This window comes from Pantoea sp. CFCC18177 (assembly GCF_059412425.1).
The window spans coordinates 300,530-316,276 of sequence record NZ_JBNBPL010000002.1; the positions used below are offsets into that span (position 1 = coordinate 300,530).

Genomic DNA, 15,747 nt, shown 5'->3' on the forward strand with positions numbered 1-15,747 from the left:
CCATTGGGATGGACTTAATAATAAAAGCGCCCGGCAGGTGCCGGGCGTTGAATCTTACGGGATTATGAACCCATGCGGTAGTTCGGTGACTCTTTGGTGATGGTCACATCATGCACGTGGCTTTCATTGATGCCTGCGCCACTGATGCGCACGAACTCAGCCTTGGTACGCAGGTCGTCAATGGTTGGGCAACCGGTCAGGCCCATGCATGAACGCAGGCCACCCATTTGCTGGTGCACGATCTCTTTCAGACGGCCTTTATAGGCTACGCGACCTTCGATACCTTCAGGTACCAGTTTGTCAGCAGCGTTGTCGGTCTGGAAGTAGCGGTCAGATGAACCTTTAGACATCGCGCCCAGTGAACCCATACCACGGTAGGATTTGAATGAACGGCCTTGATAGAGTTCGATTTCGCCAGGAGACTCTTCAGTACCCGCCAGCATAGAACCCACCATCACAGCCGCCGCGCCCGCAGCAATCGCTTTCGCGATATCACCGGAGAAACGAATACCGCCATCAGCGATAACCGGGATGCCAGTGCCTTCCAGTGCTTCAACCGCATCTGAAACCGCAGTGATCTGTGGTACACCGACACCAGTAACAATACGCGTGGTACAAATTGAACCTGGGCCGATACCCACTTTCACCGCGCTAACACCGGCTTTCGCCAACGCCAGTGCACCTGCACCGGTCGCCACGTTACCGCCGATAATTTCCAGATTTGGATATTTCGCACGGGTTTCACGGATACGCTGCAATACGCCTTCAGAGTGGCCGTGTGAAGAGTCAATCAGCAGCACGTCAACACCGGCAGCGACCAGCGCATCAACACGCTCTTCGTTGCCCGCACCGGCACCCACCGCAGCGCCTACGCGCAGACGACCTTCTGCATCTTTACACGCATTAGGTTTACGTTCTGCTTTCTGGAAATCTTTAACGGTGATCATGCCCAGCAGGTGGAAGCTGTCATCAACAACCAGCGCTTTCTCAACACGTTTTTCGTGCATTTTCTGCAGTACGATGTCGCGTGCTTCACCCTCTTTCACCGTGACCAGACGCTCTTTCGGGGTCATCACCGCAGAAACAGGTTGGTTCAAATCGGTGACGAAACGCACGTCACGACCGGTAATGATACCAACCAGTTCGTTGTCGGTGTTGACCACCGGGTAACCGGCGAAACCGTTACGCTCAGTCAACTCTTGTACTGCCGCCAGCGTGGTGGTTGGCAGTACAGTTTGCGGATCGGTCACTACGCCACTTTCGTGTTTTTTAACTTTGCGAACTTCATCCGCCTGGCGCTCAATCGACATATTTTTGTGGATAAAGCCCAGACCACCTTCTTGTGCCAGTGCAATTGCCAGACCGGCTTCGGTCACGGTGTCCATTGCAGCAGACAGCATAGGGATGTTCAGACGGATGTTTTTCGTCAGTTGGGTGCTGAGATCAGCGGTGTTCGGTAAGACAGTGGAGTGAGCTGGAACGAGCAGAACGTCGTCAAAAGTGAGGGCTTCTTTAGTGATTCTTAACATAGCAATATCTCCACCTGGGGGCGATTAAAACAGATAAAATATTGCCGCGGCATTATACAGGCCGAAATCGGTTGCCTCCAGTGTTTTTTCAGAAAAAGTCTTGATCCTCCTGGTCAGGCATGTAGTATTGGTTAATTAACCCTCTGATTTAAAATTTGATCTACATCACATGTCGCTACCGCCAACCGCCAATATTTTTACTGTCAGTCGCCTCAATACCACAGTGCGTCAACTGCTGGAAAATGAGATGGGCCTGGTGTGGCTCAGTGCGGAAATTTCAAATTTTAGCCAGCCCTCATCCGGTCACTGGTACTTCACACTGAAAGATGATGGTGCACAAGTGCGTTGTGCGATGTTCCGCAACAGCAATCGTCGGGTCACTTTCCGTCCGCAACACGGTCAGCAGGTTTTGGTGCGCGCCAGCATCACGTTGTACGAGCCGCGTGGCGATTATCAACTGATTATCGAAAGCATGCACCCTGCGGGTGAAGGCCTGCTGCAACAACAGTTCGAGCAGATGAAAGCGCGCCTGGCAGCAGAAGGCTTGTTTGATCAACAGTTCAAGCAGCCGTTGCCCGAGCCCGCTCGTCAGGTTGGCGTGATTACCTCCGCCACCGGCGCGGCGCTGCATGATGTACTGCGTGTTCTGCATCGGCGCGATCCCTCATTGCCCGTAGTGATCTACCCCACTCCGGTACAAGGTGTGGATGCGCCCGCAGCGATTGTGCGCGCCATCGAGCTAGCCAACCTGCGCGATGAGTGTGATGTGTTGATTGTCGGCCGTGGCGGTGGATCATTAGAGGATCTGTGGAGTTTTAACGACGAACGCGTCGCGCGGGCGATCTTTGCCAGCCGTTTACCGATTGTCAGCGCGGTCGGACACGAAACCGACATCACCATCGCCGACTTTGTGGCTGACCTGCGGGCGCCAACCCCTTCCGCTGCGGCAGAGCTGGTGAGCCGTAATCAGCAAGAACTGCTGCGTCGTTTGCAGTCCCAGCAGCAGCGGATGGAAATGGCGATGGATTTCTATCTGGCTGAGCAGCAGTGCCGCTTCACACGCATTCATCACCGCTTACAGCAGCAACATCCTCAGTTACGCCTGGCACGTCAGCAAACCACGCTGTTCCAGCTGCAACGCCGCCTCGGTGAAGCGATGGATCAACGGCTGCGTTTAGCCAGTCGCCAACAGGATCGCCTGCTCCACCGTCTCAACACGCAACAGCCACAGGGCCGTATTCATCGTGCACAACAGCAAATGCAGCAGTGGCAATATCGCTTACAGCAGGGTATGGAAAAACAGCTCAACCACAATCGTCAGCGCTTTGGTACGCTGGCGGCACAGCTGGAAGGCGTCAGTCCCTTGGCGACGTTGGCTCGTGGCTTCAGTGTCACCACCGATACCCAAGGCCAACTGGTGAAGAAGACCAGGCAACTGCACAAAGGCGATTTGCTGCGCACACGTCTGGATGATGGCTGGGTGGAAAGCCAGGTGACCACTCTCGAACCCCTCAAATCACGCAGTCGTAAAGCACGTACCTAGCTGAAAAACTATACTTCTGGCATGTTCACTCACGGCCAGGAGTTACTATGCCTTACAGCGTTATTCCTCCGTACATGCTACGCAATATCATTGACCACTGTTCAGGTGCACCTCAAGATTCCGCTCGCCGCACCCTCACCCATGTTCAACAACTGATGGCTGAGCACAATCGTCCTAATATCGGCGTTGCGACTTCGCCACCGGGCACAGTGCTACGTGCCATTTATGATGCCGAAAATACACAAAACTTGCCCGGCACACTGATTCGTGATGAAGGGCAACCCACCAATGGCGATGTGGCGGCTGAAGAAGCCTGGAACTATCTTGGCATCACCTACGACTTCTACTGGCAAACCTTCAAGCGCAATTCTCTGGATAACAAAGGGCTGAAACTGGACGGCACCGTACACTATGGCAAGGCATATCAGAACGCCTTCTGGAACGGCCAACAGATGGTGTTTGGCGATGGCGACGGTGTGATATTCAACCGCTTCACCATCGCCTTAGATGTGGTGGCGCACGAACTGACGCACGGGGTGACGGAAACCGAGGCGGGGTTGGTCTATTTCCAGCAGTCTGGTGCGCTGAATGAATCGATGTCCGATGTGTTCGGTTCACTGGTTAAACAGTTTCATCTTAAACAGAGCGCCGATCAGGCTGACTGGATCATTGGTGAAGGATTGCTGGCAAAAGGCATTCATGGCCGCGGTCTACGTTCGATGTCCGCGCCTGGCACCGCCTATGACGATCCACAACTCGGCAAAGATCCCCAACCTGCCGATATGGCGCACTACATTGAAACACGCGATGACAATGGCGGTGTGCATCTCAATTCAGGCATTCCCAACCGGGCGTTTTATCTTGCCGCCAGTGCGCTGGGGGGCTTTGCATGGGAGCTTGCGGGCCAAGCCTGGTATGACACCTTGTGCGATAAAGCACTGCCGCAGGATGCTGACTTCAGCACCTTCGCTCGCTTTACCATTGAGCATGGCGGCAAACGCTTTAACCGTTCGGTAGCGGAAGCGATTCAATCCGCATGGCAACAGGTAGGCGTAACGTGAACATTCATCTGAGTGATGACGCCGTCATTGAGCTGGCACGCGAGGGCGGTATCGCCTTTATCCCTCGTTTACGCGGAGAACGACGCATTGCTTTGGGGCAGCTGCCCGAACCGCAAAAACAGCGCGTCTGCAACGTGCTGGAGCAGGCACTGCCGCTGGGTGAGCCTGAAGATCAGGCAGCTAATCTTGGACGTGGCGATCAACGCTATTTCCGTATTCAAATCACCTATGCCACACATCAGGAAGCGGGATCAGTCGTGATTTTGATTCCGGAAACGCTGGCTTCTCCTGAGCTGGAGGCGCTGTGGCGTGACGGCCAGTAATCTCAGAGATCTCCCAAAGCAGGCTGTAACTTACTGACTATAATCATTAAGTGGCTAGCTAGTCCACGTCGAAGAAAACACCCTTAGATGAGGTCTCTGCTATGACACAAAAGAAGCAACGAGGCGGTGCTGGGAACTTTGCAGAGGACCCAGAGCGTGCCAGGGAAGCCGGCAGTGCTGGCGGCAAAGTCAGTGGGGGCAATTTCAGAAACGATCCTGAGAGAGCCAGGGAAGCTGGAAGAAAAGGAGGTCAAAAAAGCCGTCGCCCCTCCAAGCAGCAGTAAATAAGGTACCTTAAGGGAATGTGTGCGCCACGGATGGTTATAAAAAAAGGCCGACATCATGATGTCGGCCTTTCTCATATTTAAGGCAACTTACTTGCTGTCTGGCAACGCGTAAGCAATCACGTAATCACCACGGTCTGGTGACTGGCGAGCACCACCTGCAGAGATCAGGATGTACTGTTTACCATTTTTCGGTGAAACATAGCTGATCGGACCGCCCTGGCTGCCCACTGGCAGACGTGCTTTCCACACTTCTTTACCGGTTGAGCTATCAAAGGCGCGCAGATAGTAATCCTGCGTACCGGCGATGAACACCAGGCCGCCCTGAGTCGCTAAAGTACCGCCCAGCGTAGGCATACCGATTGGCATCTGTGCATGCATCTTGATACCAAATGGACCGGTATCCTGCACCGTACCCACTGGCACCTGCCAAACAATCTGGCGGGTTTTCATGTCGATAGCAGACAAGGTTCCGAACGGTGGCGCCTGGCACGGAATGCCCAGCGGTGACATGAAGCGGTTTTTGTTCACCGCATACGGCGTACCTTTCAGCGGAACCGCACCCATACCGGTGTTGATGGCTTCACCACCGTTGCTGGCAGCCGATTTAGTGGTGTCCTGAGGAATCATCTGCACCCACAAGCCCAGACGCATGTCGTTGACGAACATGTACTGGTTGTTCGGGTCAAACGAGATGCTGCCCCAGTTCATCCCACCCAGAGAACCTGGGAAGCTGAGAGACTTATCTGTATCGGGTACGGTGAACAGGCCATCGTAACGCATGCCTTTGAAGGCAATACGGCAGACTAACTGGTCAAACGGTGTTGCACCCCACATATCAGACTCGGTCAGCTTCTGGTTGCCAATGTTTGGCATTTCCACTGAGTGCGGCTGAGTTTTGGTGTACTGCTCGTTCGGGATATGACCCTGCGGCATTGGCTGCTCTTCAACTTTCGTTAAAGGCTTGCCGGTCAGGCGATCCAACACCCAAATCATGCCGGTTTTCGCACCGATAACTACAGCAGGCTTGGTCGTACCATCCTTCATCGGGAAGTCGACCAGGCTCGGCTGCATTGGCAGGTCAAAGTCCCACAGATCGTTATGCACGGTCTGATAAACCCACTTCTGCTTACCGGTGGTGGCATCCAGCGCAAGGATAGACGCGCCATAGGTGTGATCCAGCTTGGTACGATCTGCACCATACAGGTCAACAGATGAGCTACCCATCGGCAGGAACACGGTGTTCATGGCTGGGTCGTAAGACATCGGAGCCCATGAGTTCGGGGTACTACGGGTGTAGTCTTTGCCCGGCATCAGAACGGCATTTGGATCAACATTACCTGGGTCAAACGCCCAACGCATCTGACCGGTGATCACATCAAAGCCGCGCAGTACGCCGCCAGGCATATCCGTCTGTACGTTATCCGCTACACGGCCACCCACCACAACGGTGGTACCGGCTAATTGTGGCGCAGAGGTCAGCTGATATTGTGGATCTGGCGCAGCGCCCAGACCTTTTTTCAGGTCAACCACACCGTGGTCACCGAAGTCTTCACAGAATTCACCGTTGTCAGCGTTGATAGCAATCAGACGCGCATCAATGGTGTTCATCAGAATACGACGCTGACAGGTATCACCTGCCGCCAGTGCCGGCGCAGGAACCGGTGTTGAACCCGGCTGAGAGGGCTGCTGCACAGGTTTGGTCGCATCGAAATACGCCAGACCACGGCAACGGTTCCACACTTCGGCTTGCGCGTTGATTTCACGCTTCCAGATCTGCTTACCGGTATCAGCTGCAACCGCAATCACGTTGTTGTGTGGGGTGCAAAGATACAGTGTGTTACCCACTTGCAGTGGCGTTTCCTGATCTTCTGCGCCGTTACCGGTTGGGCTGATTGGCGTATCGCCCGTGTGGAAGGTCCATGCAACCTGCAGGTCTTTAACGTTATCACGGGTAATCTGGTCGATTGCCGCAAAACGGTCGCCTTCTGGCGTACGGCCATAGCTGCTCCAGTCCTGCTGTGGCTTAGACTTGTCTACCGGAATCAGCGGCAGTTGTTTGCCTTCAAACGCAACGGTTGGATGCGGCTGGAACATCTGAACGAAAGTCGCCACCATACCCACAGCGATGACCGCAGACAGCACGTAAGACACTTTCGCCAGTGAGCTTTTGCCTTCACGCTTACGCAGTGCAGGCCATGTCAGGAACGCCAGCAGCATCAGGCCCGCTGGGACCATCAGACGAGAAACCAACTGCCAGAAATGGAAGCCTGCGTCGAACAGCGCCCAAATCAGGGTGCCAACGAAGACCAGAATAAACAGGGTGACGGCAGAGGATTTGCGACGGAAGAACTGAATCGCCGACAGCAACATCACAATACCGGAAATGAGGAAGTACCAACTGCCGCCCAAAGCGACCAACTTGCCGCCACCGATCGCGAAGAACAGACCGACAGCCAGAAGGACCAGCCCGAACAATACAGACCAGATACTCAGCCCTTTACAGGGACGAGCGGAATTTTCTGCCATAACAAAAACTCTCCTGAAAAAATAACGCGCTGGTGCCGATACGCCATTGGCAGCCGGTGACAATGCTCCCGCCGAAACTGGCGGCAAGAGCTAATCCGTTACGCTTTATTTTATATCTATTGGTACGGGTACAATGCCCGTGATTCGGCGCTTGTGAGCGAGGACACATCGCAGGTGAGAGTCATTCTCGCTTCAAGGCGGCAGGATTGTACCACCTGGTACATTAGAAAGTGAACATCCATAACGAAGGAGTTACTGGCTAATAGCATTTTTGCTACAAAACCAGTCGTAAGGTATTAATAAATATGACGCCGCTAAGGTGAGATTTTTAGAGCGCTGGGAATTCAGGCACGAATTCGACACGCTTTTTCGAGATCAACCCGTGTCCGTGCTGGCAAAAATAGTCCACTGCACCGCAGGCTTTCAGCACCTGTAGCGGCTGCTGGCAATCCGGGCAGACCGCGCGTTGGGCATAATGGTGATGGCAATTATCGCAAGTGAAGCCGGTATCGGTAGGGTTGAGAGCGTGCTGGCAGTGGGGGCACAAATGGGGCATAGATTCTCCTTGTTACATTTTTCGCGCCTGATATGGCACAAGTCGTAGCGGCGTGATCCCATTTTAAAGCCAAAAAAAAGGGCCCGTATGGGCCCTCATCATATTAACGTTTGTTTTTCTTCAGGTGCGACATCAGACGCTGACGTTTACGCTGCTGCGTTGGCGTCAACAGATTGCGTTTGCCCGCATACGGGTTATCGCCCTCTTTAAACTGAATACGAATTGGTGTACCCATGACGTTAAGTGAACGACGGAAGTAATTCATCAGATAACGTTTATAAGAATCTGGCAGGTCCTTCACCTGGTTACCGTGGATCACCACGATAGGCGGGTTATAACCACCGGCATGAGCATACTTCAGCTTCACACGACGACCGCGTACCAATGGCGGCTGATGGTCATCTGACGCCATGGTCATAATACGTGTCAACATCGCGGTGCCAACACGTTTGGTTGAGCAATCGTAAGCTTCGGTCACGGACTCGAACAGGTTACCTACGCCGCTACCGTGCAGTGCCGAGATAAAGTGGATGCGCGCGAAATCGATAAAGCCCAGACGGAAGTCCAGCATTTCTTTGACTTCTTCTCTGGCTTCTTGCGTCATGCCATCCCACTTGTTGACCACGATCACCAGTGAGCGTCCGCTGTTGAGGATAAAGCCAAGCAGCGACAGATCCTGATCAGAGATGCCTTCACGCGCATCAATCACCAGCATCACCACGTTGGCATCTTCGATGGCCTGCAAGGTTTTGATGACGGAGAACTTCTCGACAGTTTCCGTGATCTTACCGCGCTTACGTACACCCGCAGTGTCGATCAGCACGTATTCGCGCTCATCACGCTCCATCGGGATATAGATGCTGTCACGTGTTGTGCCTGGCATGTCGTAGACCACAACACGGTCTTCGCCAAGAATACGGTTAGTTAACGTGGATTTACCTACGTTAGGGCGACCAACGATAGCCAGCTTGATCGGCAAGGTGGTGGGATCGAAATCTTCTTCTTCCTCTTCCTCGAGTGCCTGATCGTTCTCTTCTGCTTCTAACGCGGCCCAATAGGCAGCGTTCTCTTCTTCTTCCGTTAGCTCGACTTCTGGAACGATTTCGTCCATCCACGGCAGCAGTGCTGCTTCGAGCAAGTTGTTTACACCGCGACCATGCGAGGCAGCGATGGGATGAATTTCACCCAAGCCCAGCGCGTAGAAATCCAACACCGCAGCATCCGGATCGATGCCGTCCGTTTTGTTGGCGACCACAAAGGTGGCTTTTTCACGTGCTCGCAAATGATTGGCGATCTGCTGATCGGCCGGCATGACGCCTGCACGCGCATCGACCATAAACAGCACCACATCGGCTTCTTCGATCGCCAGCAGCGACTGTTCTGCCATGCGGTTTTCGACGCCTTCCTCGGTGCCATCAATACCACCGGTATCGATAACAATAAATTCGCGCCCTTCCACTTCGGCGCGACCATATTTGCGATCGCGAGTCAGTCCAGGAAAATCCGCTACCAGCGCATCACGAGTGCGCGTTAAGCGGTTAAATAGCGTAGATTTTCCCACATTGGGACGCCCAACCAGCGCGACCACAGGTACCATAACACTTGCCTCAGTTTTAAAAATAAATCGCCCGAATGGCGTGATTATAACGACATTTGCCGGAAGGCGTCAGGCTGAAGGCGCAAAGAATACCATGCCTGACAAAAAACGAAACGGCCCCTGACGAATCAGGAGCCGTAAAAGCGAGCGGGAAATCGATCCCCGCAGAGCCAGATCTTAACGCGTGATGGCGTAAACTTCGCCGCCCTTCGCCTGAATCAGTAGCTTATCACCCGCCACGACCGGCTCAGTCTGGAAGCCATCGCTGTCCAGTTTCTGCTGCGCGACAAAGCGACCATCCAGCGTGTTGATCCAGTGCAGGTAGCCTTCGCTATCACCCACTACCAGATAACCGTTGAACAGTACTGGTGAAGTCAGATTACGGTGCAGCAGATCACTCTGACGCCAGATGGCCACGCCACCGTCAGCATTGAGTGCAATCACACGGTCGTCCTGATCGACCAGATAAATACGGCCCGCATCAATCACCATATCTTTCACGCCGCCGATTTCACGTTTCCACAAAATCTGGCCTGAGCGCAATTCCAGTGCCGTCAGGTTACCGTTGTACGCCAGCGCGTAAACGACACCATTGACCACAACTGGCGTGGTATCCACATCACTCAGACGATCAATTTCAGTGGCGCCGCTCGGTTGCGAAATACGCTGCTGCCAAATCAGCTGCCCCTGGTTCAGGATCACGGCACTGACACGACCGTTATCACCGCCGACAATCGCACCACCAAAGGCCACGGTTGGGGCAGATTCACCACGCAGTGACAGCGCAGGCATGTCCAGGTTTACGCTCCATTTGATGGCGCCGCTGCTCTGATCCAATCCTTGCAACATGCCGTTGCTGGTATGAATCAGCACCAGACCGTCGCTAACCACCGGGCGCGACAAGGCTTCACCGGCGACTTTGGTCTGCCATGCGATGCTGCCATCACTGTTGTTCAGCGCATAGACCTGGCCACGTTCGCTGCCGATATAGATGCGATCGCTGGTAGCGGTAATACCGCCAGAGAGCAGTGCCGAAATGTTTTTCGAGAAGAAGCCGGTTTTCTCAGAGAGATTAACTTTCCATTTCTCTTTACCGTTGCTGGCGTCCAACGCTTTCACCACACCAAAGCGGTCAGCTGCATAGACGGTGCCATCTTGCCAGGCCGGATGCAGATTGGAATAGAAATCGCCAACGCCGTCACCCACAGAGGTGCTCCAGGCAGTCTGTGGCGTAAACTGGTTTTCCACTTTCGGCAGCGGGGCCATTTTCACTACATCTTCTTCGCCGCTGAACAGCGAGCAACCGCTGAGCAAGGTGACTGAAATCAGCCCTGGCAGCAGGTATTTACGTAATTCCATGTGCGCTCTCTTGACTGGCTTAGCTTAAGTTATTCATCTTCATCTGCAGCATCTGCTTCAACGCAGGAGAGGCCTGCGATTCAGCGCCTTTGCTCCAGGCATCACGTGCGCCCTGCTTATCGCCTTTACTCAGCAGTGCTTCACCACGAATGTCCGCAATAATGGCTGTCCAGCCATCCCCCTTAACATTGTTGAGGGTAGTCAGTGCGGCATCAGCCTGGTTTTGTTGCAGTTGAATGCGCGCCAGACGCAGGTTAATCACCGCCTGCAGGTTGGCATCTTTGGTGTCTTTCAGCCCGCTTTGCAACAGCGTAATGGCTTTGTCTAGCTGATTGGCTTCGACGTACTGCTTCGCCAAATCCAGCGACGCCAGTGCACCGTAGGTGTTGTTGTTTTCACTGGCAAACGTCGCGACGGCTTCCAGCGTCTGAGGCTTGTCAGCCTGCATTGCCGTGGTCAACTGTTGATACTGTGCCGATGCGGCTTTATCTGCACCATCCTGATGGCTGGTCCAGAAACGCCAGCCACCCAGCGCAGCGATGCCGATGATCACACCCACAGCCAGTGCTTTACCGTTGTTGGCAAAGAACTGACGCAGTGCGTCAACTTGTTCGTTTTCGTTGCTGTAAACTTCCACGCAATCCCTCTCCTGTAAATGGCTGTCGCAGTGCTACGCTGACTGCAGCAGCGTGCGCAACGTTGCTGCGGCTTCGCTCTGGGCGATAGTTTGTTGATCGCCGGTTGCCAGATTTTTGACGACAACCTGACCGGTTTTCACTTCATCTTCACCCAGCACCAGCGCAATGCGTGCGCCCCACTTGTCTGCACGGCCAAACTGCTTCTTGAAGTTACCACCACCGAAGTTCGTCATGAGCTTCAGTGCCGGATCAGCATCACGCAGTTTTTCCGCCAGTTGCATCGCGGCAGACTGAACGCCCTGCCCCGAAGCGATAACATAGACATCAACAATGCGCGTCGGTTCAAAATCTGGATTAACCGCCTGAACCAGCAACACCAATCGCTCCAGACCCATCGCGAAACCAACGGCTGGCGTGGCGCGTCCACCTAACTGTTCAACCAGGCCATCATAGCGGCCACCGGCACACACGGTACCTTGTGCGCCGAGGCTGCTGGTCACCCATTCGAAGACGGTACGGTTGTAATAGTCGAGACCACGCACCAGACGCTGATTCACGGTATAAGCAATGCCCGCATCGTCCAACAGGGCACACAGGCCGTCGAAGTGCGCACGAGAATCTTCGTCAAGGTACTCGTTCAAGGTTGGCGCGTCATTCAGCAGAACCTGCACGTCCGGATTCTTGCTGTCCAGCACGCGCAGCGGGTTGCTGTACATGCGGCGTTTGCAATCTTCGTCCAGCTTATCTTTATGCTGTTCGAGGAATGCCACCAGTGCATCACGATAGTTAGCACGCGCTTCAAGGGAGCCGATGGAGTTCAGTTCCAGACGCACGTGGTCAGCAATACCCAACGCTTTCCACCAACGTGCGGTCATCATAATCAGTTCGGCATCGACATCCGGTCCTTGCAGACCAAACACTTCAGCGCCAATCTGATGGAACTGGCGATAACGACCTTTTTGCGGACGTTCGTAGCGGAACATCGGGCCGATGTACCACAAACGCTGTTCCTGGTTGTAGAGCAAGCCATGCTCGATACCGGCACGCACGCAGCCTGCGGTACCTTCTGGGCGCAGCGTCAGACTTTCACCGTTGCGGTCGTCAAAGGTATACATCTCTTTTTCAACCACATCGGTGACTTCACCGATTGCGCGTTTAAACAGCGGCGTTTGTTCCACAATCGGTAAGCGAATTTCGCTAAAACCGTAACTGGCCAGCACCTGCTTCAGGGTGCCCTCAATACGCTGCCAAATCGCGGTATCCGCCGGCAGGTAATCGTTCATCCCACGGATCGCTTGAATATTCTTCGCCACGTTAGAATCTCTTAATACAAAAAAACCTGTCCGGCATCATACCTTATGAGGATGAAACCGCACAGGTTCATTCACAAACTGGCGCGCGGCGAACGCGCACCGTCCCTTATTTTTCCAGCTGCTGCACGTTAATGCGGCGGCTTTCATCCAGCATACTGGCCTTGGCACGAATGCGCGCTTCCAGCTGGTCAATCATGTTGTCGTTATCAAGGCGGTCACGTTGACGCACGCCGTCTTCGTAGAAACCACTTTTGCGGCTACCGCCCGTCACGCCCATGGTTGAAACCGTCGCTTCGCCCGGACCGTTCACCACGCACCCGATGATGGAGATATCCATTGGCGTGATGATGTCTTCAAGACGTTCTTCCAGCGCATTCACGGTACCGATCACATCAAACTCCTGACGTGAGCAGGTTGGGCAGGCAATGAAGTTAATGCCGCGAGAACGAATACGCAGTGATTTCAGAATGTCATAACCGACTTTGACTTCTTCAACCGGATCGGCCGCCAGCGAGATACGCAGCGTATCGCCAATACCTTCTGCCAGCAGCAAACCGAGGCCGATAGCCGATTTCACCGAACCGGCACGCGCGCCGCCTGCTTCGGTGATACCGAGATGCAGTGGCTGATCAATGGCTTTCGCCAGCAGACGATAAGATTCAACGGCGAGGAAGACGTCAGAGGCTTTAACACTCACTTTGAATTGATCAAAGTTGAGGCGATCGAGGTGATCAACGTGACGCATAGCGGATTCAAGCAGCGCCTGAGGCGTTGGCTCACCGTATTTTTCCTGCAGATCCTTTTCCAGTGAACCGGCGTTAACGCCAATACGGATAGGAATATTGTAGTGACGCGCGCAATCCACCACCTGGCGAATACGCTCGTTGTTGCCGATGTTGCCCGGATTGATACGCAGGCAATCTACGCCGTATTCGGCGACTTTCAAGGCGATGCGATAGTCAAAATGAATGTCCGCCACCAGCGGCACATTGACCTGTTGCTTAATCAGTTTGAACGCTTCAGCCGCATCCATGGTAGGCACAGAAACACGGACGATATCGACACCGACTCGCTCAAGCTGGCGAATCTGGTTAACCGTGGCTTCCACATCCGTGGTGCGGGTGTTGGTCATTGACTGAACGGCAATGGGCGCACCATCACCAACCGGCACCTTGCCGACGTAAATCCGTGTTGATTTGCGACGGATAATGGGTGCTTCGTTATGCATATTCTCTCTCCACAATTACCCGGAAAGCGCGCTGCGCGTTATTGCGCACCCAGCGTCAGACGGGCAACCTGGTTATTACGGATAAAACGACTTAAATCAACGGGCTGATTCTGATATTGCACATCAACCGCACCTGGAGCACCAATTTTCAGACGATACGGAGGCGTTCCAGACAGGCTGAGCTTACCGCCGCTACGTTGCAGACCACTGAACAGCTTCTTACCGGTCGCGTCTGTGACTTCCAACCAGCAATCCGCTTTGAAATTCATGACGACAGCGTTCGGATCGCCCGCTGGCTCGCTGACTGCGGCATTACCCGTCGGCATTTGACCCGCCGGAATGCTGTTGGCCGGAGCCGGTGAAGTGGCTGCTGGCGGTGCGTTGTCAACAGGCGCCTGGCTTGGCGAGACCACCGCGTTATCGCTAGTTGCTGCCGGAGAAGAGGTGTTTGCCACTGGAGCATTGCTGCTGGTGTTCGGCGTCGCAACGGCACCGGCACCATTGTCGACCGGTGTACCTGCTGCATTGGTGTCTGTATCTGCAGCACTGTCAGTGCTGCTATCACCCAACGGAATTGACTGGCTGCTATCGTTGCTGCTGCCGTTCTGGTCCGCCATGGAGACCAGATCCGCCTGCGAGGCTTTATGGTTCTGCCACCACCAGGCACCTGTCAGGCCGATGACCACAAAGACCACCAGCCACGTGAAAATCATCAACCAGCCATCGCGCTTTTTACGGCGTTTGCCCAATGAGAAGCTCTGCATCGGCTCAATTTTAGCCGCGCGCACCGGTGCCTGTTTTGCCATCATCGGCAACAGGTCATCCTCCGGCACATGCACCAGACGAGCATAAGAACGGATATAACCTCGCAGGAAAGTTGAGGCTAAATCAGCTGGTGATTTGTCCTCTTCAATATCCCGCACGGTAGAAAGTTTCAGGCACAGGCGTTCAGCGACGTTTTGCTGGGTCAGTCCCATCTGCTCACGGGCCAGACGCAGGCGTTCACCTGTGGAATGTACTGCAGAATTCTCTTGAGTGGCTTCAGTATTCATTAGCAAAATAACGCTGGTACTGTATCGATTGTGGAAAACTTCGCGCCAACAGATCGCCATAACGTGTAACGTCAGCAGCGTTTCCCTGTTGCGCGGCGAAACGTATTTGTAACCACAGGCTGTCTGCCGTTGCGGGCAACCGCTGGTGGTACACTTCTAATAACAGCGGAACCGCCGTGCGATCCTGCTGCTCAAGACGCCTTTCCACTTCCGCAAGCAGATGACTCCCCTGCTCCGGTGCGGCATCCAGCGCGTGGCCTAGTGGCTCGCGCGCTGCGGCACTCTCTCCAGCCTGCAGGTAACAATAGCCCGAAAACAGAAATGCATCCTGCCGGGCATCAATTTCCTGCGCTGCGATCGCCAGCTTAAACTGTTGATGCGCTTCGTCATACTGCCTTAAACCGCAGAGAAACGCACCGTAATTGTTAGCGACATAGCCATTCGTTGGCGCTAACTGCTGAGCGCGTTGGTAGTGCCAATGTGTCTGCGCGCTATTCTGCTGCGCCTGTGCCAATCGCGCAAGCGCCAACGGCACGCGGTAGTCCTTTGGTGCGGCACGCTCTGCACGTAATAGATTGCGGTGCGCCGCGCCATAATCTTTCACAGCCAGATAGTGTAATCCTAACTGTAGTCTGATGTCAGCGGCACGGGTGTTGGGGGGTGGATTGACACAACCACTTACAACAAAGCCAGCCACAACCACCGCGAGTAATCCTTTACGCATTTCTGTCTCTC

General features: G+C 54.1%; 14 protein-coding genes. 4 read left to right on the forward strand and 10 right to left on the reverse strand.

All coding sequences use genetic code 11. The features are described 5' to 3' along the window. Positions 1 to 62: 62 nt before the first annotated feature. Entirely contained in the window at positions 63 to 1,529 is a 1,467-nt protein-coding gene (gene guaB / locus ACPUC8_RS03525) for an IMP dehydrogenase (RefSeq protein WP_039329830.1), read from the reverse strand. Positions 1,530 to 1,698: 169 nt separating this feature from the next. On the opposite strand from guaB, the gene xseA reads away from it, so the two are divergent. The 4 genes from xseA (at position 1,699) to ACPUC8_RS03545 (ending at position 4,740) form a co-directional block, all read left to right on the forward strand. After that, the gene (gene xseA / locus ACPUC8_RS03530; protein WP_494925582.1) at positions 1,699 to 3,072 is read left to right on the forward strand and encodes an exodeoxyribonuclease VII large subunit; all 1,374 of its coding nucleotides are present in this window, start codon (positions 1,699 to 1,701) and stop codon (positions 3,070 to 3,072) included. 47 nt (positions 3,073 to 3,119) lie between these two features. Next, positions 3,120 to 4,133 carry a M4 family metallopeptidase gene (locus tag ACPUC8_RS03535; RefSeq protein WP_494925583.1) on the forward strand — a complete coding sequence of 338 codons (1,014 nt, stop codon included), beginning with the start codon at positions 3,120 to 3,122 and terminating at the stop codon, positions 4,131 to 4,133. Further along, entirely contained in the window at positions 4,109 to 4,456 is a 348-nt protein-coding gene (locus ACPUC8_RS03540; RefSeq protein WP_197063314.1) for a protealysin inhibitor emfourin, read from the forward strand. The genes ACPUC8_RS03535 and ACPUC8_RS03540 overlap by 25 nt, the downstream gene beginning before the upstream one ends. Positions 4,457 to 4,557: 101 nt before the next feature. Then, on the forward strand, positions 4,558 to 4,740 hold the full coding sequence (locus ACPUC8_RS03545) for a con-10 family general stress protein (protein WP_045814915.1): 183 nt from the start codon (positions 4,558 to 4,560) through the stop codon (positions 4,738 to 4,740). A 90-nt stretch (positions 4,741 to 4,830) separates the two neighbouring features. Here ACPUC8_RS03545 and ACPUC8_RS03550 read toward each other — a convergent pair whose 3' ends face one another. The 9 genes from ACPUC8_RS03550 to pilW form a co-directional block, all read right to left on the reverse strand. Next, the gene (locus ACPUC8_RS03550; protein ID WP_494925584.1) at positions 4,831 to 7,269 is read right to left on the reverse strand and encodes a glucose/quinate/shikimate family membrane-bound PQQ-dependent dehydrogenase; all 2,439 of its coding nucleotides are present in this window, start codon (positions 7,267 to 7,269) and stop codon (positions 4,831 to 4,833) included. Between the two features lie 328 nt (positions 7,270 to 7,597). Further along, positions 7,598 to 7,825: a zinc ribbon domain-containing protein gene (locus ACPUC8_RS03555; protein WP_494925585.1), complete on the reverse strand. Its 228-nt coding sequence runs from the start codon at positions 7,823 to 7,825 to the stop codon at positions 7,598 to 7,600. 103 nt (positions 7,826 to 7,928) lie between these two features. After that, on the reverse strand, positions 7,929 to 9,422 hold the full coding sequence (gene der, locus ACPUC8_RS03560; protein ID WP_058968024.1) for a ribosome biogenesis GTPase Der: 1,494 nt from the start codon (positions 9,420 to 9,422) through the stop codon (positions 7,929 to 7,931). 177 nt (positions 9,423 to 9,599) lie between these two features. Further along, positions 9,600 to 10,781, reverse strand: coding sequence for an outer membrane protein assembly factor BamB (bamB, locus tag ACPUC8_RS03565; RefSeq protein WP_039329841.1), 1,182 nt, complete (start codon positions 10,779 to 10,781; stop codon positions 9,600 to 9,602). A gap of 19 nt (positions 10,782 to 10,800) precedes the next feature. Beyond that, positions 10,801 to 11,418: a YfgM family protein gene (locus tag ACPUC8_RS03570; protein WP_039329843.1), complete on the reverse strand. Its 618-nt coding sequence runs from the start codon at positions 11,416 to 11,418 to the stop codon at positions 10,801 to 10,803. Positions 11,419 to 11,451: 33 nt separating this feature from the next. Next, the gene (gene hisS, locus ACPUC8_RS03575) at positions 11,452 to 12,732 is read right to left on the reverse strand and encodes a histidine--tRNA ligase (protein WP_039329844.1); all 1,281 of its coding nucleotides are present in this window, start codon (positions 12,730 to 12,732) and stop codon (positions 11,452 to 11,454) included. 106 nt (positions 12,733 to 12,838) lie between these two features. Continuing rightward, entirely contained in the window at positions 12,839 to 13,960 is a 1,122-nt protein-coding gene (gene ispG / locus ACPUC8_RS03580; RefSeq protein ID WP_039329846.1) for a flavodoxin-dependent (E)-4-hydroxy-3-methylbut-2-enyl-diphosphate synthase, read from the reverse strand. Between the two features lie 38 nt (positions 13,961 to 13,998). Next, positions 13,999 to 15,012 (reverse strand): cytoskeleton protein RodZ, encoded by a 1,014-nt coding sequence (rodZ, locus tag ACPUC8_RS03585; RefSeq protein ID WP_039329847.1) that lies wholly within the window; start codon positions 15,010 to 15,012, stop codon positions 13,999 to 14,001. Continuing rightward, a complete protein-coding gene (gene pilW / locus ACPUC8_RS03590) occupies positions 15,002 to 15,736 on the reverse strand; it encodes a type IV pilus biogenesis/stability protein PilW (protein ID WP_039329849.1) in 735 nt (244 codons plus the stop codon). Before pilW ends, rodZ begins: the two co-directional genes overlap by 11 nt. Positions 15,737 to 15,747: the final 11 nt, after the last annotated feature.

Excerpts from the sequence above, each read along its gene's own strand:
- rodZ (WP_039329847.1), bottom strand. The coding sequence starts at position 15,012 with ATGAATACTGAAGCCACTCAAGAGAATTCTGCAGTACATTCCACAGGT.
- guaB (WP_039329830.1), bottom strand. The coding sequence starts at position 1,529 with ATGTTAAGAATCACTAAAGAAGCCCTCACTTTTGACGACGTTCTGCTC.
- ispG (WP_039329846.1), bottom strand. The coding sequence starts at position 13,960 with ATGCATAACGAAGCACCCATTATCCGTCGCAAATCAACACGGATTTAC.
- der (WP_058968024.1), bottom strand. The coding sequence starts at position 9,422 with ATGGTACCTGTGGTCGCGCTGGTTGGGCGTCCCAATGTGGGAAAATCT.
- ACPUC8_RS03540 (WP_197063314.1), top strand. The coding sequence starts at position 4,109 with ATGGCAACAGGTAGGCGTAACGTGAACATTCATCTGAGTGATGACGCC.
- pilW (WP_039329849.1), bottom strand. The coding sequence starts at position 15,736 with ATGCGTAAAGGATTACTCGCGGTGGTTGTGGCTGGCTTTGTTGTAAGT.
- xseA (WP_494925582.1), top strand. The coding sequence starts at position 1,699 with ATGTCGCTACCGCCAACCGCCAATATTTTTACTGTCAGTCGCCTCAAT.
- bamB (WP_039329841.1), bottom strand. The coding sequence starts at position 10,781 with ATGGAATTACGTAAATACCTGCTGCCAGGGCTGATTTCAGTCACCTTG.
- ACPUC8_RS03555 (WP_494925585.1), bottom strand. The coding sequence starts at position 7,825 with ATGCCCCATTTGTGCCCCCACTGCCAGCACGCTCTCAACCCTACCGAT.
- ACPUC8_RS03545 (WP_045814915.1), top strand. The coding sequence starts at position 4,558 with ATGACACAAAAGAAGCAACGAGGCGGTGCTGGGAACTTTGCAGAGGAC.
- ACPUC8_RS03550 (WP_494925584.1), bottom strand. The coding sequence starts at position 7,269 with ATGGCAGAAAATTCCGCTCGTCCCTGTAAAGGGCTGAGTATCTGGTCT.
- ACPUC8_RS03535 (WP_494925583.1), top strand. The coding sequence starts at position 3,120 with ATGCCTTACAGCGTTATTCCTCCGTACATGCTACGCAATATCATTGAC.